A 22,967-nucleotide genomic window follows, 5' to 3' on the forward strand; every position below is an offset into this window, starting at 1 on the left:
TATAGTATGAAAAAGATATTATTTCTCATCCTTCTAACTATCGGATTCTTCGGATGTGATGATAGATTGGATGAATTAAATACAGATAAAATCAACCCCGCAGAGGTTGATCCGTCATCTTTGTTTACTCGAGGTTTAGTAGAAACTTTTAATAACATGGTGACACCTAACGTAAACTCTAATCCATTTAAGTTATATGGTCAGTATTGGTCTCAGACAACATATCCTGAGGAATCACAGTATAATCTAACTAGTAGAAATATACCTGCTGGTTTTTGGACAAATGTTTATAGAGATGTTTTAGTGGATTTAAAAGAAGCTAAAAGACTAATTTCTTTGGAGATTGAGAATCCAACTCCTTCAACAAACGTTGTTCAGTTAACAAATCAGGTGGCGGTTATCGACATTTTAATGGCATATAATTATGCTGTTCTTGTTGATGTATTTGGTAATGTACCTTTTACTGAAGCTTTAGATCCTGATAACATTACACCAGCTTATGATGATGCTAGCTCTGTATATGATAATGTACTTACAATGATTGATGGAGCATTATCTGCTGTAGATGCGTCTGAGGACGGCTTTACCGGAGGACAAGATGTACTATACAGTGGTGACATGATGGCATGGACAAAATTCGCTAATTCTGTCAAATTCAGATTAGGAATGAGATTAGCTGATGTCAATTCATCAAAGTCAGTTTCTGTAGTTAATAGTGCGCTTAATGCTGGAGTTTTTACGTCAAACGCGGATAATGCTTCTATGGCATACCAAAGTGCAGCACCTAATACGAATCCAGTTTATTCGGCATTGGTATTAAGTGGAAGGAGTGATTATGTGATATCAAATGTTCTTGCAGATAAATTAAATAGTACCATGGATGGTAGACTATTTAGATATGCAAGTGGTCCGATAGATTTTCCTTTTCCAACTGATGATAATGATGTAACACAGGATACGACCTTTACAACTGATGGTTTATTCCTGATTATTGATGGAGAAACCACTCATGTGTCTGGGGAAGTAACTCTTACTGCTGATCAAGAGGGATCGGTATCTTATATTCAAGGAGGTGTATACGGTACTAATAATTCGTTTAATGCTTTCTCTAAAGTTAGTGCATTACTTTATGATGATCCAGAATATCCAGGTACAATATTGAACTATGCAGAACTAGAGTTTTTGATGGCCGAAGCTGTTGAAAGAGGAGGGTATTCTGTTACCGGAACTGCTGAGGAGCATTATAATGCAGGTATACAGGCTTCATTTGATCAATGGGGTGCTTCAGGTTATGTCGATTATATCGCGCAACCAGAAATAGCGTATGCTACTGCATCTGGTGATTATAAGCAAAAAATTGGTTTTCAAATGTGGGTGGCCTTATATAATCAGGGTTTTGAGTCTTGGAATACTTGGAAAAGACTTGATTTTGATGGGTTGGTCCCATTACCTGGTGAAACAGATTTGTCTATTCCTCTTCGTTTACCATACCCACTTGAAGAAGCCCAGCTTAATGGTCAGAATCTGAGTGCTGCTGCTTCAGCTATTGGTGGTGATGAAGTTACCACCAAGATTTTCTGGGATATGAACTAAGGTTGAATTGCTCAACAAATTTTTAAAAGGTCAGAATTATTTCTGACCTTTTTTTGTATTATTGTAGAAAAAGAATTTTCTCTAGCTAAATTAATAAAATATGAAGATAAATTTACAGAAAGCCTTAATACTCATATCCATTAGTTGTTTGATTGGTATGATTATCTTTATTCCTTATCCCAAGGATCAAATTCTATCTGAAAATGACCCTAAGTCAGAATTTTGGTCTTCTAAGAAGGCAAGAATAAAGGGTGGACAAGATGAATATATGAAACCAGATGGCTTCATAGAATATTTTAATCAGGTCAATAAGGAAATAGGACAAAATCATGACTCGTATTCAAAAGGTTATAGAACGAGAGAACTGAATCAGTCTTTTCTGAATTACAAGAACTCTAAGCATGCATCTAAGAATATTAATGACCTAAGTGCTACTTTTATTTCTCGCGGTCCGGGCAACGTAGGAGGTCGTACGAGGGCGATAGCTGTTGATCCTGATGACCAAACACACTGTACCTGGATTGCAGGTGCTGCCAGTGGCGGACTATGGAAAACTACAGATTGTGGTTTAAGTTGGATAAATATTTCTGAGGGTCTACCTAATTTATCTACAAACTCTATTGCTCAGGCAGCTAGTAATCCAGATGTTATTTATGTAGGTACAGGTGAAGTTTTTGCCGGAAACGCAACTTTTGTTCGTGGTGATGGTATTTATAAATCAACGGACAGGGGGGGTACTTGGAGTCTTCTGAATTCTACTGTAGATAATACCGATTACATTTCTGTGAATAGAATAGCTGTAGACCCTCTTGATGAAGATATTTTAGTTATTGCAACCAATAGTGGTATCTACAAATCTACTGATGGTGGAAATTCTTGGATAGAAACTTTTGATTCTCCTGCAGGTTCTTCTGTTCAAGACTTACAAGTGAATCCAGATGATTTCTCGATACAATATGCTGGTGTTAATAGTCGTGGTATTTATAAATCAATCGATGCTGGTCAAACTTGGGTTCAATCAAGCGAAGGTATATCTGAGGGTCTCAGATTTGAAGTTGCAGTGGCACCAAGTAATCCTGATGTAGTTTATACTTCTACTTACGTAGGAACTACAACAATATTGTATGTTTCAACAGACAGCGGAGAAACTTGGGTAAAAGCGAAAGATGAGAGTCAAAACACTGATTTTCTAGGTGGACAGGGTTGGTATGACAATACAATAGAAGTAAATCCTTATGATGCTACGGAGGTTTTTGTTGGTGGAGTAAGCATTGGCAAATTTAAAGTTAATGCGAGTTCTATCACAGAATCTGATAGACAGTTTCTAGGTATCGATGAAGAAAACACTTCATTTTTATCGTTTGTCAATTTCGGAGCTACTTATAATAGTGGTTCTTTAAATATTTCTGACGGAAGTTTGTCACCTTCTCAAAATCCAGTATCAGTAGAGATTAGATGGGGAGGCGATAATGTGCAAAAAGCTCATAGATTTGAGGTTCCTTCAAATGGTGGAAGTAATTCCGATGGCGGGGCTGGTGTCCCAGTAACTAATTACTCTTATCAGGATTATGTTGACGTACCTTTTGAGGTTTGGGATATTGAAAATGATAGACAGTTGATGGTTTCTTTCAGAGATCAAGAGGCTGACGGGACTTTTAATTTAAATCCTAGAGACGATAACGCAGATCCTGAATTACTAACCGCTAGAGAGTATTTATATATTCACGATATTACATATGACCCAGAGAATCCTGATTCAGATATAACTGGTAGATCAGGTGGAGTAGAGTACAAAAATATGTATTACTTTTGGCCTATTTTGGCCGAAGGAGCTATTTGGAATCCATCATCTTTTACTGATGCAATTTTAAGATTTAAATATGGAGCAGAGGTGTTCGCATCAGCACAGGCTACCACGATTTACGATGCATATGGAGATTGGAACGGTGAAAATAGAAATACACTCCACCCTGATCATCATAATTTAACGTTTGTAAAGACAAATGAGGCCAACAAAGAATTTATGGTGGTTAATGGCAATGATGGTGCTTTTGGTTTTTCATCTGATAATGGTATTACATTTGAAGAAAGAGAAAAAGGCTATGTAACCTCTCAGTTTTATGGTGCAGATAAAAAACCTGGTGAAGATAAGTTTATAGGAGGTACTCAAGACAATGGGACATGGGTGTCTAATGGTGAGAATGTTGACAATACGAACAGTTACTCTTTTGTTTTAGGTGGTGATGGTTTTGAAGTACTTTGGAATTCCAGAGATTCTGACTTAGTATTGGGAACTATTTATAATAATAGAATTTACAAATCCACTAATGGAGGAACCATTTTTCAACCGTCTAGTACGGGAATTGCTAATGACGATGGTCCATTTATAACGAGATTGGCAAACTCGAAATCATCTCCGAATATAGTTTATGCAATAGGTGATGGAGGTGTATATAAAAGCACAGACTTCGGGTCAAATTGGACGCTTAAATCGATCAATTCAGCTGAATGGGCTGGTAATAATAGCTCTAGTGATGTAGAAGTGTCGTTAGCAAACGATAGTATTGTTTGGGCTGGAGCTGGTATGGCAAGTGGTGTAGTAAGAATGTTCGTTTCTACAGATAAAGGAGAAAGTTATAAAGTAACGGATATTCCTTTAGAAGCACCAAGGGCTTATTGTACAGGTATTTATACGCACCCTATAGAAGAAGAAACAGCTTATATTTTATTTTCGGTTGCAGATAGGGCAAAGATTCTTAAAACAGAAAATTTGGGTGTAACGTGGACTGATATTTCTGGTTTCGGTACTGGAGCGGATCAAAGTAATAATGGTTTTCCAGATGTATATGTACATAGTTTATTGGTTATGCCGTTTAACACAGATATAATCTGGGTTGGAACTGAAATTGGATTATTTGAGTCATTAGACGGTGGTGAAACATGGAATATCCGAAATGATTTTCCATCTGTTTCTATATGGTCAATGAAGGCAGTGGATGATCAAATTGTAATAGGGACTCATGGACGTGGTATTTGGACAGCGACAATCGATGACTTATCATACGCTGCCTTATCTATCAATGATTTCACATATAATGGTTATGGAAATGCTGAAATGAGATATTCATTGCCAAACGCCTATGAACAATTGACAATATCAGCAAATGGAGTAATTTTAGATACAATCGAGAGCCCTGAAATGGGAGATAATGTTTATTCTTTTGATTCTTTCACATATCTGAAAGGGGCAAAAATAACTATTTCAGCTTCAGCTATTAATCAACAATTCAGAGCAAGTTATAGTATAGAAGAAATTGATAGCTCCCCTGAAATATTAAAGTTTGAAACGGGAGACTTGGTTGCAGATGGATACCCTATTGTGTTGGAAGTCGAAAATACAGAGCCATTTAATAAAGTTGAAGTTTATTTTGATGATCAATTAGTTCATACAGATAATCAGACTTTGACTGTCGAAGATGAGAAAAGGATTATTAGTTTTAAATATCAGGATCAAGGTACTTTTACTGTTACAGTAAAGTCCTATTTAGGCAATATTGTCTTTGAGAGTGTTCTAAATAACGTAGTTACTTCTAACCAATCAGCATTTGAAAGAGGGGTCAGCCTTTACCCTAATCCAGTAGTCTCAGAACTAAATATCGAAGATGAAACTTCAGCTTTGAGAAGAGTACAGATATTTACTTCAAACGGAAAACTGGTAAAATCACTTAAACTGAATGAAGCCTCTCGATTAACAACTGTTAATGTTGGGGAACTTGAAGAAGGAATGTATTTAGTTCAGTTAACTGATAAAAACGGAGCTATCAAAACGAAAAGAATAGTGAAGCAATAATGAGGTATTATTTATTATCGATTTGTTTAATAATGATTGTTGGTTGTTCGCCTAAAATGTCGAACAGCCAACAATCTGGTTATTCGGAAGATTTTATGAATGCAGCCTATGAAGCGGTAAATGCTCCTATGATTGATTTCAAAGAAAATTCATCGAATGACTACGTGCTATGTACTTACATGAAGCCAACAGATGTGCCTGGTTCTGAACCATTAAAAATAGCAGTTGTGGAAAAGTCCACCAATAAGGTTACTTATAAAACAAGTGTGAGTAATGGATCAGTTAAATGGGTTGATCAGTATAAACTTGAACTAGTATCGCCACCGGGTATACCTAATGGTAATAAAGCTACCCTTGAGGATTATACTTATACGATTGATGTGAAAACTGGTAAAAGGAATAAGAAACTAAATGTGGAAGTTAAGAACTAAGCTTTAATTAGTTCTTTAACATATTGCTGAACCCCTTCCTCTAATGGAGTGAAGGGGTTTTTATATCCTATTCTTTTAAGCTTATCCATGTTAGCTTCAGTGAAATACTGATATTTATCTCGAATATCTTCAGGGGTGTCAATGAAACTAATATTTTCCTCCTTATTCATTGATTTAAATACAGCTCTCACCAAATCTAGAAAAGTGCGTGCTTTACCGCTGCCTAGGTTATAAATGCCGGAATTTTTTCTGTGATGCATCAACCAAATCATCACATTAACTACGTCTTCTACAAACACAAAATCGCGCATTTGCTCACCATCTTTGAATTCAGGATTATGAGACCTGAAGAGTTTCATGCCATCAGTTTTTTGTATTTGATTAAAAGCATGAAAGATAACGCTGGCCATTCTGCCTTTGTGGTATTCTCTTGGGCCGTAAACATTAAAGAATTTTAACCCTGTCCAGAAGAATGGTTTTTCCTTCTGCTCTAATGCCCAAATGTCAAACTCATTTTTGGATTCACCATACGGGTTTAAAGGCTTCAAGTTAGGAATTTTTGACTCATCGTCATCATAACCTAACTCACCTAAACCGTATGTAGCGGCTGAACTCGCGTATACCAGCGGTATCTGTTTATCGATGCATAACTTCCATATCTTCTTAGAATAATCTGTATTGAGCGACCATAGTAGTTCTCTGTCGAACTCTGAAGTATCAGTTCTAGCACCTAAATGAAAGATGAATTCAATTTCTTGTTCTTGACCGTAAGCCCATTCAAAAAAGTCGTTTCTTTCAACTTTTTGAAGAATAGTTAAGTCTTCTAGATTTTTATTTTTCTCGGGATTATCGAACTTATCGACAGCAATAATTTGTTTGAAACCGTCTGTATTGAGCCTTTTTATAAGATTGCTAGCTATAAAGCCAGCAGCGCCAGTAACAATGATCATAGATTCTATAAATATGCTTTTAAGCAAAGCTATTTATATTAAACGAATAAAGCGTATATTTGCAGCCTAAAATTTGAACGACATGGTTTACGTCAATCGCAAAGAACATTTTAATGCCGCTCATAAGCTATTCAATCCTAATTGGAGTAAAGAGCAGAATGCCGAAGTTTTTGGACCTTGTGCTAATGAAAATTGGCATGGACATAACTTTGAATTGATAGTTACGGTAGCAGGTGAGCCAGATCCTAATACTGGTTTTGTGATTGACCTTAAGAAGCTAAGCATACTAATTAAAGAGGAGATCATTAAAAAGGTAGATCATAAAAACTTGAATTTAGATGTTCCCTTCCTGGTAGGTAAGATGACAAGCTGCGAAGTCATCATAAAAGAGTTTTGGGATATATTAGCGCCTAAAATAGGGGGAATCCAGCCTTCAGCCTCTCTTTATAAATTAACCTTATATGAGACTCCACGAAATTTTGTGGAATACATGGGGTAATAATTTTTATCAGACTTATTCCGATATTTCAGGAAGAGATTTTTAACTTGCGGTAATGGAGAATTTTGTTGTTTCTGCTAGAAAGTATAGACCGAAAGGATTTGATGAAGTGGTTGGTCAAAGCCATATTACTTCTACTCTAAAGAATGCTATTGATAACAATCATTTAGCGCAAGCTTTGCTTTTTTGTGGTCCTCGTGGAGTAGGTAAAACTACTTGTGCGCGTATACTTGCCAGGCTCATCAACGATTTTGATGTTGATAACATGGAAGGTTCTTCTTCTATGAATATTTATGAGCTTGATGCAGCCTCCAATAACTCAGTAGACGATGTTCGTAACCTGATTGACCAAGTGCGGGTACCACCTCAGCAGGGGAAATATAAGGTGTACATCATTGATGAGGTTCACATGCTTTCTAATCAGGCCTTCAATGCCTTCTTGAAAACACTGGAAGAGCCGCCCTCATATGCCATATTTATATTGGCCACTACAGAGAAACATAAGGTAATTCCAACTATACTTTCTCGTTGTCAAATTTATGACTTCAATAGAATTCAAGTTTCTAACATTGCAGAGCACCTATTAGATATTGCAAAAAGGGAAAATATTGAAACTGAAGAAGCAGCACTTCATCTTATCGCCCAGAAGGCAGATGGTGCCCTTCGAGATGCACTTTCTATATTTGATTTGGTAGTGACTTTTTCACCTGATAATAAAATAACCTATCAGGCAACTATCGATAATCTGCATATTCTTGATTATGACTACTATTTCAAAATAGTTGATCATCTTTTCGATGAGAATATTCCTCAGAGCCTTTTAATATTTGATGAAATATTAAAGAAGGGCTTTGATGGACAAAATTTCCTAAATGGCTTATCTGCACATCTTCGAGATTTACTAGTTTGTAAGGATACCGCAACCCTAGTTTTGTTGGAAGTTTCAGATCAAGTGAAACAGAGATACAATGAGCAGGCCAAGGCTTTGAATACCTCATTTATCCTTACTGCTCTACAGGTTATCAATCAGGCCGATCAGACTTATAAGGCAAGCAAAAACCAACGACTGCACGTAGAATTGGCACTGATGAAAATTGCTAAAATTAATAGTGCCATCAGTTTAGCGAAATCTAACCAAGAGGTTTTAAAAAAAAAAGTGAGCTAGCAGCCGCTAAGGCTGATAGTTCTCAGGAAACAACAGATGAATCGGGTGATAAAGATTATCTGAGTCAACTGACTAATGGCCCCAAAAAGGAGCAAAAGCTAAGATCAACAATTGATATTCCTAAACCCGGACAGCAAGCTAAGCCAGCCAATGAAGCTAGTAAGGTTGTTCTCAATGAAAACTCTGATAATGAACCAAGTCTGGAATTGTCAGAGCCTAATTCACAGTCTGAACAGGAGTCTATTGTTAAATCTGAAGAATCTATTCCTTTAACAAAGGAGAATTTATCAGAATCAATCCAGCAATACGTAGAAGAGAATAAAGCTATAGATATAATGGCTAAGAATAGCCTGAAAAGTGATTTTGAATTTGAGGGAAATCAGATTACTTATAAGCTGGCCAATCCTTTAGAAAAAGATAAGGTTGAACTGGAGAAGGGTGCCTTACTAAATCATCTGCGAGTAAAGTTTAACGAACCCAATTTGAATATTAATTATGTAATTGATGTACAAACGGGATCGTCTAGACCTTATACCCCAAAAGAGAAGTTTGAGGCCATGATGAATAAAAATCCTGCTCTTGCTAAACTAAGAGATAAACTGGGGTTAGATACTGACTATTGATCATATAATTGATCTAAATGGTGGTTTATTATTGAATCGCTATTTAGATTCTTGTTTTTGCTTTCAAAATAAATATTAATTACTTGATCTTGGTGTAATTTGTTGAATTCTAATTTAGGATTATTAAAGATGACCCCAGCAGTTTTTAAGTAAATATTTTCTAGTGTTATTCTGTCTAGATTAGTCTCATTTCTGATAGTGTCAAAATTCATTTTAGCACCAAAACGTGCTTCTTTTGACTCAATAATTAAGTTGTATTGAGTATTTTCTATATCAACTTTGGTACTTGTGTTAAATACAATTGATTGAGTTAACAAGATTAGATTAAATAAAGCATGAAATATAAAACCTAAAAGAAAATGCATCCTAACCCTTACATAACTGAGGCATAGGCCACCAATTATCTGAGATAAGACTAAAAGAGGACTAATTATGATTATTATAAGCGTGACATCCTCGAAATTGGTTAAATGAATAAATCCAAACGCTAAAACGAAAAAGTATAAAAAATACGAATAATATTTTTTCCAAAATTCTTTTAGCCGATTGCTACCGAGAATATAATTAATTATTCGAAAGATATAGTTATAACGCCAGATTAATGGAAATCTAAAAATCACCTCTTCTAAAAAAGGGACTAAAATAACGCCAAATACGATTATAAAGGTGACGGAAGTATCGTCTAGCAATCTGTCAATTTGGTGTGATGGTAATTCAATGATACTATATGAACTTAACAATTCAAGAAGAAAGTGTACTGCTAAACCTACTATAAGGTTAATGAGTAATAGTAGAGAAAATACTTTAATATTTTGCCACCTTGATAAAGTGCTTCGGCCTTCATTAGGATTTTTAGAGAACCTTATGAAATCGCTAAGTATTTTCAATACTTGCTCTTAGATCTTCAGGGAGAAGCCTATAGCAATTGCACTCTTGAACTGAACGCCTGGAGCTAATCTGGTGTCTCCAGTTGTTTCATTCACTACAATTTCTTTCGATTTAATATCCTCATCGTAGATTAATTGCGTGCTAAAGGTAGCGTTAATGAATTTGTTTACTTTGAAGACTAATGTGTTTTCCCAGTTAACATCTATCTCAGCTAACTCTTCGTAAGCGGCAAAGAGGTTGAGGTTAGAAGAGAAAGTCACATTTTCTACAATTGTTTTGTTAAAAGCTGAGGCAAAGTTAACACCACCCTGAAACCTGTACTTATCACCAGCCTCAACTCCGTATGCTCCACTGCTCGACAGAGAATCATCTAATACAAAAGTTGTTTTAGATGATAATGGTGAAAGGGTAGCATTAAAAATCTTTTTGTATTTATAGGTAATACCTATGTTGGCTAGCAAGAAGCCCGGTGCCATAAATTTAGAAATAACTGAATCTCTACCATCAATTTCTTCAACACCTTCAGCAAACTGAGTTCTGAAATCGACCAAGGCAGAAGCAAACCAGTTTTGAGTCATTTTTCTACTGTATCTTGATGTTAAAATGATATTATCATCAGTTTTTATAAAAGGCTGGTCTTCATCTCCTTGTCTTAAAATGCCATAAGCCATGTCTAGTCTATTGGCCCACAGATTCTTTCCCTTTTCGTAATCCGCCTTAAAGTTAGTTAGTCCAGTAATTGATATAGAGCTTTGGCCACCACCAGCCCAGTTAGTTAAGCTTACTTGCGAAAAGTTTAAGTTGATAACTGCCTCTTTTGTCCAATAAGAGGTGTCTGCAGGAATAGTATCATTCTGCGCTTTAAGTTGTAACACGCTAAAAATTATGGCTACAATGAGTGATAGCTTTTTCATAGGAGAGAAAATAAATTGGTGTTTACCCTAGAATTATAAATCTAACGACCTGATTTCATTTAAAGCATTTTCTGTTAATGGCTTTGTAATGAACTTTATCACGTGATCGTTATTAACGATTTTATCAATATCTCTTTTATTATCTGAGCTGGAAAGAATTATTACTTTACACTTGTCTTTAACTGTGTCAGTAAATTTTTCAAATTCATATAAAAATACAAAACCATCAACTATGGGCATGTTGATGTCAAGAAAGATAATATTTGGTAATTTATCTGGATCATTCTTGTGCTCTTCAAGATACTCTAAGGCACTTTTTCCAGAATTTTTTATTTCAACGGTCTTAGCGAATTCGGTAATTTCAATGATTCGTTTACTGATAAAGTTATCAGTATCGTTATCATCTACTAGCATCACTAAATCAACAGTTTTTGTAGCTGTTACCATGTAATTCCTTACTTGATTCTATTTCTGTTTACTCTGTTTTAGAGTTATATCTAAACATAAGTAAACTTTTTTTTAATTAAAACTTATTCTGTTTGAAAAATTAGTTTTTTCGAACAGTGAGTGCAAATGTAAGACAATGAACTAACAATTAATCCGTTTTGGATTAATTATTTACGTTTAATGATAATTATTTCGCCCTCTTTTATACTGTAATCATCTTTGTTATTCCACTCCAGAATTTCCTTAAGGCTTACATTATATTTTCGAGCCAAGCTATAAAGTGTTTCTCCAGATGATATTTTATGTTCAATGTCAGCTTTTTGCTCAGAAGAACTTTCAGATGAATTGTCTTCATTATCAGATGCTTGTTGCCGCTCACTATCAGGAATAACCATTTTGTTAACCAGAATTTTTTGGTCAATTGCTAAGGTATCTCTGATGTCTAAATCATTGTAATTAAGTAAATCTGAGATTCTCATATTGAACCTGTTTGAGATGGAGAAAAAGGTGTCTCCTTTTTTGATAGTATATTCCATTAACTCAGTATTCTCTCTTTCTTGCTCAAAATTCTCTGTGTCAACTTGAGTAGAATCAATTTCTATAGCGGAGGTATCATTTTTTAAAGTATCTGAAGTAATCACTTCATGGTCAACAGAGGGAGTTTTATCCAGTTCATGAGAAACATCCATAGTGCTGTTAGTAGAGTCTTGTTTAACTGATGTAATCGTACTATCAGTTTCAGCTATGGGTTCAATATTTATTGGCTTAGCAACTTCTTCCTTTTTAGTTTGGACAGAATCAAGCTGAATGGAACTCTTATCTTTCTGAGAGGGAGCTTTTATCTCAGCTTTTTCATCTATTACTTTTTCCTGTTCTTGTTTTGGTTTAACAGGCATTCTAATTTCTTTATATTCAACAGGAATATTGCTTGGTCTGTTAAGTCTTAACCACAGCACACGGCCTGCTTTTGGTGTTGCAGGATCTTTCATTCTATTTTTCCTATAAAGTTTATGCAGCTTTAGTCCATACTTTTGGCTTATCTCCCACATGCTTTCACCAGGTTGAACTGTATGATAATAGAACTTGGCTCTATTTCTTTTTCTTTGGAGATAATATATTTCTCCTATTTCTAACGACTGTCTAAGTGACATGTCATTAAACTTTCTGAATTTAGATGCCTTTAGTCCGCCTTTTTCGGCTAATGATTCAACTTTATATCCTTCAGCTGCTACAATTCCTTTTAATCCATTTACTTTAATTTCATGGGCGATGGTAGCGTTTTTACTAGCTGCTTTATCTTCAATGATAGGGTATTGATTTTGAAGTCTTTGATTAACCTTCCCCGGTAAATCTACAGTAGGCTCTTTTTTGGTGTTATGATAGGGTGTGTCACTATTTGCGCGATCAATAGGGACAATAACTGTATAATTTTTATCATCGGGAATTCTACCTCTTAGAAGCCATTTGTTATAGTCTTCGATTAATTCCTGTTCTACATTTTCTTCATTGGCAATATCTTTCAAATGTTTGCCTTGAGCATCTTTAACCTCTTTTAAGTAATAAGTAGGTTGTGTTGTACCTAATGCATTTTCAAAGGCTACTTTGTGAGCCAGATATTTCTTTAAATACCAATAAGTGTTCTTTGTGATGGGTAGCTTCCGTGCACCAAAATAACGCTCATCAATTACACTTCTGGCACCTGCAACACCTCGTTGATAAGCTATTAAAGTATAGGCCCAGTTGTCAAACTGTTCATTGTGCTTTTTGAGATAATTGGCCGCTGCATGTGAGGCGGATACTATGTTCATTCTTTCATCAACCTGCCGATCTATTCTGAGGCCATTTTCCAAACCTGATATCTCTTTGAACTGCCAGAAACCTACAGCATTACTAGATGATACTGCATCAGGGATAAGTGCGCTTTCTTGTATTACTAAATACTTAAAATCATCAGGCAGCCCCTCTTCTTTGAAAATTCTTTCGATGATGGGCATGTACATATCTGCCTTCTCCAATTGCTTCTGAAAATAAGAATCGCTTCTTGTCAAAGCATCAACATGAGACTGAATATCTTTGATAGCATCTTTTGTGAGCTTGAGTTCCATATCCGCAAAATCAATTTTATGCGGAACAGTCTGGCTCAGTCCACTGAATGAAATTAGAAGCAGGTTAAGTACTAGTAAACAGGTTATTCTCATTTTTTTCTTAAGATCATTAAACCATCCCTAATAGGGAAAAGCACATCTTGCACGCGCTCATCGTCATGCACAAATTTATTAAAGCCAAGGATTGCTTCGGTATCTTTATCTAGTTTTTTACGATTTTTTGCGAGCACTTTGCCGCTCCATAAAACATTGTCAATAAGTATGTAACCTCCTTGCTTAACCTGATCGAAGCACAATTTATAGTAGTTCAAATAATTCTCCTTATCGGCATCAATAAATACCATGTCCCATTTTTCATCAAGCGTAGGAACTATATCCAAAGCATTGCCCTTTAGGAATTTTATTGAATTAGAGAAATCACTTTGATTAAAATAGCTTTGCACACGCTTCTCTAACTCTTCATTGATATCAATAGTGTAAAGAAGTCCATCTTTCTGAAGCCCTTCTGCCATGCTTAGTGCCGAGTAGCCAGTGTAGGTTCCAATCTCTAAAATCCGAGATGGTTTAATCATATGACTTAGCATGGAAAGTACTCTACCCTGTAAATGGCCGCTGAGCATGCGTGGTTTCAATACTTGAAGATGCGTTTCTCTATTAATTGATTTTAGAAGCTCAGGTTCGTTTTCGGTATGTTCTTCTATGTACTTTGATAAATCCTCGTCAAGAAACTCCATAATTGTTTATTTGGCGCTGTAAGTTAAAATACTCAAATTTTCCTCTGCCCATACTTCATTGGCAATATCCATTAATTCGTTGGCAGAAATTTTCTTAATCTGCGTAAAAATCTCGTCTATAGATTCTATGTTGTCTTTATCCAGAAGGCTACGGCCTAGCATGAGCATGAAGCTCATATTATTTTCTTCAGCCATTGCCAGCTGGCCCATTAGTTGTTCTTTTGCTACATGCAATTGTAAACTGCCCAAAGGTGTTTTTTGCAGCTTTTGAAGTTCTTTCTTAACTAAATTGATACTTCTATTGAGCTGCCCCGGATCAGTTCCGAAAAATATACTAAATAGTGCTGTATCAATAAAAGGATGGTAGCCAGCATCAATAGCATAGACAAAACCATGTTTTTCACGCAAAACCATATTTAACCGTGTATTCATTCCTGGTCCTCCAAGTATGTTTGATAGCATGAAGAATGGTAACCGCTTTGGATGATGAATTGGGTAGGCGGTAGTTCCAATTGCACATTGCGCCTGGCTGATTTCTTTTTTTACATTTTTTGTCTTAGGCTTATACTGATCAAATAAAAGGCGATCTCTTTGCCTGGTTTTGTGCGGTATATTGTATAAGTATTTATCAATAAGCCTGTTTAACTTTCTTTCTTTGATATCTCCTACAACAGAAAATACTATCCTTTCAGTATCAATATTCTCATCAAGAAAGTTTATAAAGTCTTCTCTTGTAAAACTTTTGAGGCTTTTCTGTGTGCCTAAGATGTTATTTCCTAACGGATGATCGCTAAAGATAACCTCATCAAACTCATCTTGAATGGCATCTTCAGGTGAATCAGCATACATGGCCATTTCTTCAAGAATGACCTGCCTTTCCTTTTGAATTTGCTTTTCAGGAAAGTTGGAATTGAAAGTGATATCTGTTAATAAATCAATGGCTCTTTCGACATGTTGTTCCAGAACTGATGCATGGAAAAATATTTTTTCTTTTGTTGTATAAGCATTGAGCTCGCCACCAACAGAGTCTAACCTATTGAGAATATGATAAGCCTTCCTTTTCTCAGTTCCTTTGAAAGCCATATGCTCCCAAAAGTGAGCTATTCCAACTTGGTGGGGCTTTTCATCTCTACTGCCTACATCAAGCGTAAAACCACAATGAACAATTTTTGAATTGTTAACTGGCTGATGTACTACCCGGATTCCGTTATTTAATGTTCTTACCTGAAATGATTTCATGTATGTAGTTTATTTTTCAACGGCCACATGGAATTCGCTTCGATGAGCTAATTCTCAGTTGGCCTCGAAAGTATAAGATGCCTTGTCATGAGTATGGTCAAATTTTTAACGACTACCTATAATTCAACATTAACATTTATTGGGCAGTTCGTATAAGACTATCTTGAATGTATATGCTCATTTCATGCTGTCCCCACTTAGCTGGCAAAAGTACAAATTTTTGATGGTTTACCTACCTTAAAATTATAGAACAAGAAGGTAGGAGAATGGAGAGAAATTAAAATTTGTTAACACAAGAAATCAGAAAATGCTTAGTTTTAAAAGTTACAATAGTTGACTGGTCTGCAAAGGGAGCCACCTAATAACTTTAAAATTTTTAGTGTGACTCCATGTGACCTATAAAGCAAAACTTGTATTAGATGAAAATAGCCTTCGAAGCAAAAAGGGCCTTTAATAATTTTACGGGCCTTGGCAATTATGCAAGATTCGTGATCAGTGCGATAGATAAACATCTGGATGCAGACGGCTTGCTATTGTATACGCCTGGTATAAAGGATCATCCTGAAGCGCAAGCATTTTATAGGAAATACAAAAACCAAGTGATTCAGCCAAAAGGTGTTTACAGTAAAGGAGCTCTTAAAAAAGTCTGGAGAAGTGCATCAATTTATAAAAATGCAGTTAAGGAAAATGCAAATATTTTTCATGGCTTAAGTAATGAACTTCCTTCTGGCTACAACAACAAAACAAAGCGCATTGTAACCATACATGACTTAATATTTCTGAGATACCCAGAATATTATCCGTTTATTGACAGGAATATCTATAAAAGAAAGTTTAAGAAAGCGTGTACTTCATCTGATGCTATAATCGCTGTAAGTGAGCAAACAAAGGCAGACATTATCGAATTTCTTGGTATCCCTGAAGAGAAAATACAAGTAGTTTATCAGGGAGTTCACGACAATTATCACATCGAGATTGGCACTGAACGCATGCTACATTTAACACAGAAATATGGCTTGCATAGGCCTTATTTATTGTATGTGGGTTCCATTGAAGAAAGGAAAAATGCGCTACAAATGGTGAAAGCGTTTAAGCGTATGAAAGAGCAAAACCCAAAAGATGATACATTGCTGATTCTGGTTGGTAAGAAAACCAAGTATCAGGAGGCTGTAGAAAAAGAGATAAGACAACTGAATATAATTGAAGATGTACTTATTTTGAATAAAGTACCATTTGGTGAGTTGCCTTTTCTATATAAAGGTGCAGCCGGCACTATCTATCCATCTTCATTTGAAGGTTTTGGTATTCCTGTTTTAGAATCACTAACCATGCGCACACCAGTTTTAGCAGGTAAAGGTTCAGCTATGGAAGAAGCAGGAGGGAAGCATGCACTATATGCAGATCCGTTTCAAGTTGAAGAATTTGCAGCTCAAATCTCAAAACTTATAAATGATCAGTCCTTAAGTACGGGTATGCTTTCAGGAGTAGAAGAGCACTTAGCAAAATTCACAAGCAAAAAAATAGCTTCTGATCTGGAGCGTGTTTATAATAGTGTTTTATAGATTACTTTTCAGGCCAAACTATTTCCAGCACTAATTCATCTTTTGCAGTAATGGTTGTGTATTTCACCTTCTTATCGGGACGTTCAATGATAAGTTCTTCCTCTGAATCATTTCTTCTTCTAATTCCATGATCCGAAACATTTATGCTGTCTTGTTTATGGAAGTACTCAATTTGCACTATGTCTTTATAAGTACTTAAATCAAATGAGTTGCTTTTTGCTCTTACAAATTGAGTATTGTCTTCTGTCGGTTTATTTTGAAGCTGAAGTTTAATGTTTTCACAATCAGGGACACCATAGCCGAGGTAATTATTTGGTAGCCTACTCAAATGTCCGGAATTTTTAATGATTTCCATTATATCATAATTGGTTAGAGTAGAATCATACTGCCAAATGCAGGCGGCCAGTCCCGTAATAACAGGAGCACTATACGAGGTGCCGTTTGCAGCAAAACATGATATATCCGGCTTTACATAAGCTAGTTTTTCCGGGCCTATGGAACTGTAGCTCATCTTTGACCAATCACCAAAATTTGTAGAACCTACCGCCATTACACCCTTAGCATCAGCAGGTAATGAAATTACTTTCCATTTATGACTACCATCATTGCCGGCTGAGATAACTAACAACATTCCTTTTTCGGCCGCTTTTTGAGCCGCTTGCGTAATCATGCTAGTCTTGCCATCAACCTCATTCACTTTATGGTTTTCCTTTTTCTTGTCAAAGTCATCAGTATAGCCTAACGAAGAATTCACTAAACGAACACCCATGTCGTAAAAACGCTCAAGTGCCATTACCCAGTAATCTTCCTCCAATCTATTTTCTCTAATTCCATGATCTGTTCTTGCCAGATAAAGCTGTGCATCAGGAGCCATACCCGTTTGTAAATCGATATCATCATTTTTACCAATGATCATTTTTAAAACCTCGGTGCCATGGTCATCATGTGCCAATCTTTTTCCATAAAAGGGATCTGTGTTTCCTTTCATTAAATAATCAGTAAAGTGTTTGAGTTGCTCATTTTTGAAAGCTTGAGCCAGGGCAGGTTCTTTATCCGCAGCCATAAAGCCACCATCAATAACTCCAATTTTAATTCCTTTCCCGCTAAGTTTTAAACTGTCAGTTAGGTACCAGGCCTTTATCTGTTCCAATACGAAAGCGTATTCAAAGGTATTTCGCTCAGTAGCATGCTGTTTTAAGGTTGCAACAGGTTGAAAATCAGTCATTATACCTTCATTTAGTAGCCTCTTTAAAATATCTTCTTCACCATAAATGCTGTAAGCTTCCAAGAATTCTGAATAGAAAAAAAGCTCCATGCTTTCTCTTTCCAGCACCTGAGTGATTGATGATTTAGTCAGGTCATCAGCAAACTCTACCCAATACTTGTTTTGCGCAACACTTCGGCTAGAAAGAAGTATAAGAAGTATTATATTTAAATTTAGAAGGAGATACCGCTTTTTAAACATGCCGAAATTTACTGATTAAGTAAGTGGATATCACATGTAGGCGGTTTTTATTTGTGAAAATCACTTTATGAAATACAATCCATTAGATAAGTCAGTTTACATTAATAATAGAAAAAGCTTTACCAAGCATTTGCCTTCAAAGTCGTTAGCAGTTTTTAACTCAAATGATGTAATGCCCACCAATGCTGATGGCACAATGAGCTTTAGGCAAAACAATGATATATTCTATCTATCGGGCATAGATCAGGAAGAGAGTATCTTGGTTTTATTCCCTGATTTTCCGGTTCCAGCTTTTCGTGAGATTTTGTTTGTAACTAAAACTAATGAACATATCGCTATTTGGGAAGGACATAAGTACACTAAAGAAGAAGCTACAAATGCCTCCGGTGTTAAGAATGTGATGTGGCTAGATCAATTTCCAACTGTATTTACAACACTAATGGCCGAAGCCGAGCAAGTTTTTGTGAATACCAATGAGCATATGAGAGCTCCCAAAGAAGTTGAAACCAGAGATGATAGGTTTATTAAGTGGTGTAAAGATAAATATCCTGCTCATCAATATAGAAAGGCAGCTCCTATTATGCATGACTTGAGAGCTATTAAATCCCAAGCTGAAATTGATCAGCTTCAGGTCGCTAACACCATTACTGAGCAGGCTTTCAAGCGAGTACTTAACTTTGTGAAACCCGGAGTAAAAGAGTACGAAATTGAAGCGGAATACTTGCATGAGTTTGTAAGAAATGGCTCAAAGGGATTTGCTTACACCCCAATTATAGCTTCAGGTGCTAATGCATGCGTACTTCATTATATTGAAAATAGTGATGTATGTAATGATGGTGAGCTTCTATTGATGGATGTAGGAGCAGAATATGGTAATTATAATGCCGATATGACACGAACAATCCCCGTTGGAGGAAAGTATACCAAAAGGCAAAAGGATGTTTACAATGCCGTTCTTCGTGTTCAGCGTGAGGCTATGAAATTACTGATACCAGGTAATACACTGCCTGAGTATCAGAAAGAAGTAGGTAGACTTATGGAGAGTGAGTTGTTAGGTTTGGGTTTGTTGGATAAAACAGATGTGAAAAATCAAGACCCCAGAAATCCCGCTTACAAGAAATATTTTATGCACGGAACCTCGCATCATATTGGGTTGGATGTTCACGATGTAGGGAATATTTACAAAAAGCTTGAGAAAAATATGGTATTTACCATTGAGCCAGGCATATATATACAGGAGGAAGGAATAGGAATAAGATTGGAAAATGATGTGGTGATTACTGATGATGGCTTGCATGATTTAATGCGAAATATTCCAATAGAGGCAGATGAGATAGAGGATATTATGAATTCATAAAGAGCTATGTGGATCAAAGATGTTATAAAAGAGCTACGGGAAATAAAGCAGTCTACTGAGGCTGAGTTTGGTCAATTATCAGATGAAGAACTTCGCTGGAAACCATCTGAAAAGAGTTGGTCAATTGCTGAGTGTTTAAAGCATATTGAAATTGCCAACAATATGTATTTAAACGACATTAACAAAAAGCTTGAGAAGGCTGAGGTGAGAACTATTGAGTATCCGATTAAACTATCCTGGATGGGTCGTATCTTCCTGTTATTTGTTGATCCTAAATATAAATGGAAAGTAAGAGCACCAAGAATCTTCAAGCCTATAAATGAAAATAAGGTAGAAGATGGAACTCAAGTGCTAACAAATTATCTTCAGCTTCAGAATGAAATTATTGAGACAGCTGAAAGAGCTATTGGTTATGACCATGCTAGTATTTACACAGTAAGTCCATTGAGTTCATTATTGAAATTTAATATAGGTGAACAATTTTATATAATGATGCGCCATGAACTGCGTCATTTAAATCAAGCAAAAAGAGTTAAGGATAAATTGAGTTTAAAAAACAAAGCTGCCTAATGTCAATCTGTAAAAATTCAGAAAGAGCCCCACTACCTGTAGGCCTATATCCGCACGCCAGACAAGTTGGCGATTTATGGTTTTTATCAGGCGTTGGTCCAAGAAAAAAGGATAGCAAGGAAATACCAGGTGTCACCTTAAAGGAAGACGGTTCTATTGCTTCTTATGATATTGAAGCACAATGTCATTCAGTATTTCAAAATGTTAAAATGATTTTGGAAGATATTGGATCTGATTGGTCGAAACTGGTTGATGTTACTGTTTTCCTCACCAATATGAAAGATGATTTTAAAACTTTCAATAGAATTTATGCTGACTATTTCAAAGAAAATCAGCCTTGTAGAACTACAGTAGAAGTAAATGCATTACCTACACCTATAGCTATTGAATTAAAGTGTGTGGCAGAGGTGTAGGTATTAATCCTGCTTTACAATAAGGTACCAGTCATTGCCCGTAGGAAGAATGCCGTACTCGTAATTATACAGATAAGTATCTCCTTTTTTTGTGGTGTAAGTATGTGTATGGTATTTCATTAAATAACCTTTTTCTTGTAGTTGCTGGCCATGTATTTTAGCGGTATCCTTATTGCCAAGTGTATCCTTCAGTACTATTCTGTTTTTTCTGAGCGCATTGTTAATGTTACGCATTATGTTCGTGCTAACTTGCTTAGCCTGATTGTTATATGCATTCCGGCATGAATCATCACAAAATTTCTTATCGGCTCTTCCTTGTATAGGTTTACCGCAGTTCAAACATTCACGTATTTCCATTTTTGAAGCATTATTTAGAATGAGATCATATAGGTATGAAGTAATATATTAAAGAATTATTATACTTTTAAGATATGTGAATGAAATAAATTTGATGTTATTACAGGGAATAATCTTTTTATTATATTCCTTTTCAATATGACTTTTTTTATGAAGCTTTAATTTTTTGCTAACCGTATTGATTTGTTTTTTCTACCAAAAATTGAACAATGGATCAGTTAACAGAGTTTTTTCAAAAGCTATTTGATACTAGCGATTGGCCTGCCCGCTGGTATTGTGGTGAGTGGAGCGATTTTCATGGATGGCTTTATATTTTTAGTGATGTAGCAATTTGGCTTGCCTATTTCTTTATTCCCATGATAATCATCTGGTTTATTCAACGTAAGCCAAATGTTCCATTTTTACCGGTGTTTTGGCTGTTTGGTGTTTTTATTATTTCATGCGGAGCAACACATTTTTTAGATGCCATAATTTTTTGGTGGCCTGTTTACCGCCTAAGTGGCTTACTCAAGTTTATTACCGCAATAGTGAGTATGTTAACAGTGTTTGCGCTCATACGCGATATGCCTAAAATAATGGATTATAAAGAAGATTTACTAAATGAAATTGCGAATAAAGACGCTTTGATTGATGAATTAAGAAGAGAGATAGAAGCTAAGGGAGATAATTACTGATGCGAATAGGAAAAAGGAACGATAACATTCAATCAGTAGTATTATTGACAATGGCTTTAGTGTTGTCAGGTATAATTTTTATTGCTGATATTTTCGTTTCTTCGCATATTGCTGTAAGCGTACTTTATTGCATAGTAATATTATATAGCTGGTTACTACCGGGGAATAGAACCACCGTTTATACAGCTATTTTCTGTACAATTTTAATTTTCATTTCGGATTTCTTTGGCGATGAGACTTACAACATTAAAGACGTTTACTTGATCAATAATTTCATAGCGTTTATTGCTATATGGATTTGTGTTGCTTTAGTCAGTTTGGCTAAACATGGTTTTAAGAGTTTTGAGAACTTAACACAGTCCTTAGAAGATGAGGTGGAGAAGAGAACCTCAGAATTAAAAAATGTAAGCTTAAGAGAAAAAAGAAATGCTAATCTACTCGCTACAAAAAATAAAGCCTTATCTCAATTTGCACATGTGGCATCTCACGATTTACAAGAACCTCTTATAACAATATCGCAAACAACGGAGCTCATTAGTAAGAGGATTAATAATAGCGATGACAGGTTACTAAATAAGTACTTAGAGTATCTTCATGGCTCAACCACAAAAATGCAATTGTTAGTTAGGGGTTTAATGGATTATTCCAGATTGGGGAGTCATTGGGAGCTGCAAAAAGTTGATGTTAATAACATTATTACTGAGCTGAAACATGAGGTGCTGAATAAAAACAGGCATATAAAGGCTAATCTTTCTGTTAAGAATACTTTACCAAAAGTTTCGGCAAATCGAGAAGATTTAAAATTGCTTTTCCAAATATTGCTAGACAATTCATTGAAGTTTAGAGAACATGGAGCGGAAGTTAAAATTGAAATTGATGCTATTTCAGATGATGGATTTTGGGAGTTCACTTTTTGCGACAATGGTATTGGCATTCCAAAACGTTATCAATCTAAAATATTTGTTATTTACAAAAGACTCAATAAAGAAAAGGATTATGAAGGAATTGGTCTAGGCTTATCCTTAGCGAAAAAAATTATTGAGCTGCATGATGGTGAAATTTGGGTAGAATCTGAAGTAGAAAAAGGAAGTACATTTCACTTCACCATACCTAAATAACCTGCCTCAATTC

General features: G+C 35.7%; 21 protein-coding genes and 1 pseudogene. 12 read left to right on the top strand and 10 right to left on the bottom strand.

What is annotated here, in order from left to right; genetic code table 11:
* Window positions 1-6 precede the first annotated feature (6 nt).
* From JKP34_RS05945 to JKP34_RS05955, 3 genes are all read left to right on the top strand, one after another.
* Window positions 7-1,593: a SusD/RagB family nutrient-binding outer membrane lipoprotein gene (locus tag JKP34_RS05945; protein ID WP_201918682.1), complete on the top strand. Its 1,587-nt coding sequence runs from the start codon at window positions 7-9 to the stop codon at window positions 1,591-1,593.
* Between the two features lie 100 nt (window positions 1,594-1,693).
* Window positions 1,694-5,443 (top strand): T9SS type A sorting domain-containing protein, encoded by a 3,750-nt coding sequence (locus JKP34_RS05950; RefSeq protein WP_201918684.1) that lies wholly within the window; start codon window positions 1,694-1,696, stop codon window positions 5,441-5,443.
* Window positions 5,444-5,499: 56 nt separating this feature from the next.
* Window positions 5,500-5,874, top strand: a complete 375-nt coding sequence (locus tag JKP34_RS05955) for a hypothetical protein (RefSeq protein ID WP_201918686.1) — start codon at window positions 5,500-5,502, stop codon at window positions 5,872-5,874.
* On the opposite strand, the gene rfaD is transcribed toward JKP34_RS05955, so the two are convergent.
* A complete protein-coding gene (gene rfaD, locus JKP34_RS05960; protein WP_201919338.1) occupies window positions 5,871-6,824 on the bottom strand; it encodes an ADP-glyceromanno-heptose 6-epimerase in 954 nt (317 codons plus the stop codon). The two genes, JKP34_RS05955 and rfaD, sit on opposite strands and share 4 nt — an antisense overlap.
* A gap of 82 nt (window positions 6,825-6,906) precedes the next feature.
* Between rfaD and JKP34_RS05965 the strand changes: the two genes are divergently transcribed.
* From JKP34_RS05965 to JKP34_RS05975, 3 genes are all read left to right on the top strand, one after another.
* The gene (locus JKP34_RS05965) at window positions 6,907-7,323 is read left to right on the top strand and encodes a 6-pyruvoyl trahydropterin synthase family protein (protein WP_201918688.1); all 417 of its coding nucleotides are present in this window, start codon (window positions 6,907-6,909) and stop codon (window positions 7,321-7,323) included.
* 55 nt (window positions 7,324-7,378) lie between these two features.
* Window positions 7,379-8,488, top strand: a complete 1,110-nt coding sequence (gene dnaX, locus JKP34_RS05970) for a DNA polymerase III subunit gamma/tau (RefSeq protein WP_201918690.1) — start codon at window positions 7,379-7,381, stop codon at window positions 8,486-8,488.
* A 206-nt stretch (window positions 8,489-8,694) separates the two neighbouring features.
* Window positions 8,695-9,111 (top strand): hypothetical protein, encoded by a 417-nt coding sequence (locus tag JKP34_RS05975; RefSeq protein WP_201918692.1) that lies wholly within the window; start codon window positions 8,695-8,697, stop codon window positions 9,109-9,111.
* Here the strand turns inward: JKP34_RS05975 and JKP34_RS05980 are convergent.
* From JKP34_RS05980 to JKP34_RS06005, 6 genes are all read right to left on the bottom strand, one after another.
* Window positions 9,105-9,998, bottom strand: coding sequence for a CPBP family intramembrane glutamic endopeptidase (locus tag JKP34_RS05980; protein ID WP_201918694.1), 894 nt, complete (start codon window positions 9,996-9,998; stop codon window positions 9,105-9,107). The two genes, JKP34_RS05975 and JKP34_RS05980, sit on opposite strands and share 7 nt — an antisense overlap.
* Before the next feature lie 9 nt (window positions 9,999-10,007).
* Window positions 10,008-10,913, bottom strand: a complete 906-nt coding sequence (locus JKP34_RS05985; RefSeq protein WP_201918696.1) for a DUF3078 domain-containing protein — start codon at window positions 10,911-10,913, stop codon at window positions 10,008-10,010.
* Window positions 10,914-10,946: 33 nt separating this feature from the next.
* Window positions 10,947-11,360 (bottom strand): response regulator, encoded by a 414-nt coding sequence (locus tag JKP34_RS05990; protein ID WP_201918698.1) that lies wholly within the window; start codon window positions 11,358-11,360, stop codon window positions 10,947-10,949.
* 167 nt (window positions 11,361-11,527) lie between these two features.
* A complete protein-coding gene (locus JKP34_RS05995) occupies window positions 11,528-13,558 on the bottom strand; it encodes a LysM peptidoglycan-binding domain-containing protein (RefSeq protein WP_201918700.1) in 2,031 nt (676 codons plus the stop codon).
* On the bottom strand, window positions 13,555-14,199 hold the full coding sequence (locus JKP34_RS06000) for an O-methyltransferase (protein WP_201918702.1): 645 nt from the start codon (window positions 14,197-14,199) through the stop codon (window positions 13,555-13,557). Before JKP34_RS06000 ends, JKP34_RS05995 begins: the two co-directional genes overlap by 4 nt.
* A 6-nt stretch (window positions 14,200-14,205) precedes the next feature.
* Window positions 14,206-15,438 carry a M16 family metallopeptidase gene (locus JKP34_RS06005; protein WP_201918704.1) on the bottom strand — a complete coding sequence of 411 codons (1,233 nt, stop codon included), beginning with the start codon at window positions 15,436-15,438 and terminating at the stop codon, window positions 14,206-14,208.
* Window positions 15,439-15,857: 419 nt separating this feature from the next.
* On the opposite strand from JKP34_RS06005, the gene JKP34_RS06010 reads away from it, so the two are divergent.
* Complete coding sequence (locus JKP34_RS06010; protein ID WP_201918706.1) at window positions 15,858-17,000, top strand: glycosyltransferase family 4 protein; 1,143 nt, start codon at window positions 15,858-15,860, stop codon at window positions 16,998-17,000.
* Window position 17,001: 1 nt separating this feature from the next.
* On the opposite strand, the gene JKP34_RS06015 is transcribed toward JKP34_RS06010, so the two are convergent.
* A complete protein-coding gene (locus JKP34_RS06015) occupies window positions 17,002-18,465 on the bottom strand; it encodes a S8 family serine peptidase (protein ID WP_201918708.1) in 1,464 nt (487 codons plus the stop codon).
* A gap of 67 nt (window positions 18,466-18,532) precedes the next feature.
* Between JKP34_RS06015 and JKP34_RS06020 the strand changes: the two genes are divergently transcribed.
* The 3 genes from JKP34_RS06020 to JKP34_RS06030 are packed head-to-tail and all read left to right on the top strand — an operon-like array spanning window position 18,533 to window position 20,805.
* Window positions 18,533-19,822: an aminopeptidase P family protein gene (locus JKP34_RS06020; protein ID WP_201918710.1), complete on the top strand. Its 1,290-nt coding sequence runs from the start codon at window positions 18,533-18,535 to the stop codon at window positions 19,820-19,822.
* A gap of 6 nt (window positions 19,823-19,828) precedes the next feature.
* A complete protein-coding gene (locus JKP34_RS06025) occupies window positions 19,829-20,392 on the top strand; it encodes a DinB family protein (RefSeq protein ID WP_201918712.1) in 564 nt (187 codons plus the stop codon).
* A complete protein-coding gene (locus JKP34_RS06030; protein ID WP_201918714.1) occupies window positions 20,392-20,805 on the top strand; it encodes a RidA family protein in 414 nt (137 codons plus the stop codon). Before JKP34_RS06025 ends, JKP34_RS06030 begins: the two co-directional genes overlap by 1 nt.
* A 3-nt stretch (window positions 20,806-20,808) precedes the next feature.
* Here JKP34_RS06030 and JKP34_RS06035 read toward each other — a convergent pair whose 3' ends face one another.
* Together JKP34_RS06035 and JKP34_RS18175 are read right to left on the bottom strand one after the other, a co-directional pair.
* A complete protein-coding gene (locus JKP34_RS06035; protein ID WP_236664942.1) occupies window positions 20,809-21,039 on the bottom strand; it encodes a hypothetical protein in 231 nt (76 codons plus the stop codon).
* Window positions 21,040-21,057: 18 nt separating this feature from the next.
* Window positions 21,058-21,162 (bottom strand): annotated as a pseudogene (locus JKP34_RS18175) (DUF2116 family Zn-ribbon domain-containing protein); the annotation flags it as partial.
* Window positions 21,163-21,371: 209 nt separating this feature from the next.
* Here JKP34_RS18175 and JKP34_RS06040 point away from each other — a divergent pair.
* Window positions 21,372-21,836, top strand: a complete 465-nt coding sequence (locus tag JKP34_RS06040) for a hypothetical protein (protein WP_201918719.1) — start codon at window positions 21,372-21,374, stop codon at window positions 21,834-21,836.
* Complete coding sequence (locus JKP34_RS06045) at window positions 21,836-22,954, top strand: sensor histidine kinase (RefSeq protein WP_201918721.1); 1,119 nt, start codon at window positions 21,836-21,838, stop codon at window positions 22,952-22,954. Before JKP34_RS06040 ends, JKP34_RS06045 begins: the two co-directional genes overlap by 1 nt.
* The last annotated feature ends 13 nt before the right edge of the window (window positions 22,955-22,967 follow it).

Origin of the sequence: Marivirga atlantica (genome assembly GCF_016734805.1) — a bacterium.
GTDB lineage: Bacteria > Bacteroidota > Bacteroidia > Cytophagales > Cyclobacteriaceae > Marivirga > Marivirga atlantica.